Here is a 1,316-nt window from a genome sequence, read left to right on the forward strand (position 1 = left end):
ACCACGGCTACGTCGCCGAGGCCACCTGGCGCGCCGGCGACCTCGGGCTCCCCGTCGTCCAGCTCACCTGCTCACCCGTGCACAACTCCGTGCCGGCGGCCATGCGGATCGGTTTCCGCGTCGGCTGGAGCGCACCGGCCCGCGCCCTGGGCCGCCTGCTCGCCCGGCACGGGCGCTGCGCGCGGCTGCCGGTGCGGTGGCGCAAGCGGGGCGGGCCGTGGTTCGGCAACCAGCTGATGACGCTCACGCTGCGCGGCCGCTCGGCCCACCTGCGCCTGGAGGCCACCGACAAGGAGTCACGCCTCCGCACGCTCCACGAGGCGAGCCTCACCGACTAGCGCCGGGCGGCGTACGCCACGAACTCCGTCCAGGTGCCGGGGGCGACGGTGAGAAGAGGGCCGTCGTCCTGCTTGGAGTCCCGGATGTGGATGGTGTCGGGGGTTGTCGCCACCTCGACGCAGGAGTCGCCGTCGGGGCCATCGCTGTAGCTGCTCTTGAACCAGCGGATCATCTCTCTCCCAGCAGGTGCTCGATGAGGGCCAGCGACTCCTCAGGGCGAAGAGCCTGCGCCCGGATGGTGCCATACCGCAGCTCAAGGACCCGTAGGTCCCGGAGGTTGGAGACCGCGCGGCCGTTGTATGCACCATCGGAACGGCCGACAGCCGTGCCGTCCTCGAACTTGAGCAACTCGATCCTTCCGCTCATGCCGGGGTGCGGCGGGCTGTCCAACGGCATCACCTGGAGCGTGACGTTGTTCAACCGCCCGATCTCCAGCAGGCGTTCGAACTGCTGTTGCCGCACCATTGTGCCCCCAACCTTGCGGCGCAGAGTCGCCTCTTCCAGGACGAAGCTCAGAGAGGGAGCGGGCGTTCGCTCGAAGATCGACTGTCGAGCCATACGGGCAGCCACCCGGCGCTCCAGATCCTTGGGCGCGTAGGCGGGTTGCCAGGACTGCAGCAAGGCCCGTGCGTGCTCCGGTGTCTGCAACAGGCCATGGATGCTGCTGCAGACGTACACCCCCAACTCGACCGCCTTGGACTCCACCTCCGCCAGCGCCCGGACCTTCCGCGGATAGCGGACCTTCTCCACGTCCTCCTTCATCGCGGAGAGCAACCCGCCCGCGTCCAGGAGCTTGTCCGCCTTGTCGAGATACTCCGGTCTCGGGATCCGCTTGCCGGACTCGATCTTGTAGACCATGTCCTCGCTGTACCCGACCGTCCGCGCGAACTCCGCCGCCCGCATGCCCAACGCCTCCCGGCGCAGCCTCAGCTGGCGGCCCACCGTGGCGATGACGGCGACGCCCCACTCGTCATCCG

The 1,316-nt window shown here is 69.2% G+C and carries 2 protein-coding genes and 1 pseudogene; 1 reads left to right on the forward strand and 2 read right to left on the reverse strand.

Features of this window, described 5'->3' with window-relative positions:
* A pseudogene (locus IE312_RS42575) lies at window positions 1-338 on the forward strand (alkaline phosphatase D family protein); the annotation flags it as partial.
* Here IE312_RS42575 and IE312_RS30640 read toward each other — a convergent pair.
* Both IE312_RS30640 and IE312_RS30645 read right to left on the reverse strand, forming a co-directional pair.
* Entirely contained in the window at window positions 335-511 is a 177-nt protein-coding gene (locus IE312_RS30640; RefSeq protein WP_189985519.1) for a DUF397 domain-containing protein, read from the reverse strand. The pseudogene IE312_RS42575 and the gene IE312_RS30640 overlap by 4 nt on opposite strands.
* A partial coding sequence (locus IE312_RS30645) for a helix-turn-helix domain-containing protein (RefSeq protein ID WP_189985520.1) occupies window positions 508-1,316 on the reverse strand: 809 nt, incomplete at its 5' end. The genes IE312_RS30640 and IE312_RS30645, both read right to left, overlap by 4 nt.

Origin of the sequence: Streptomyces capoamus, assembly GCF_014654935.1 — a bacterium.
In the GTDB taxonomy this organism is placed as follows: Bacteria; Actinomycetota; Actinomycetes; order Streptomycetales; family Streptomycetaceae; genus Streptomyces; species Streptomyces capoamus.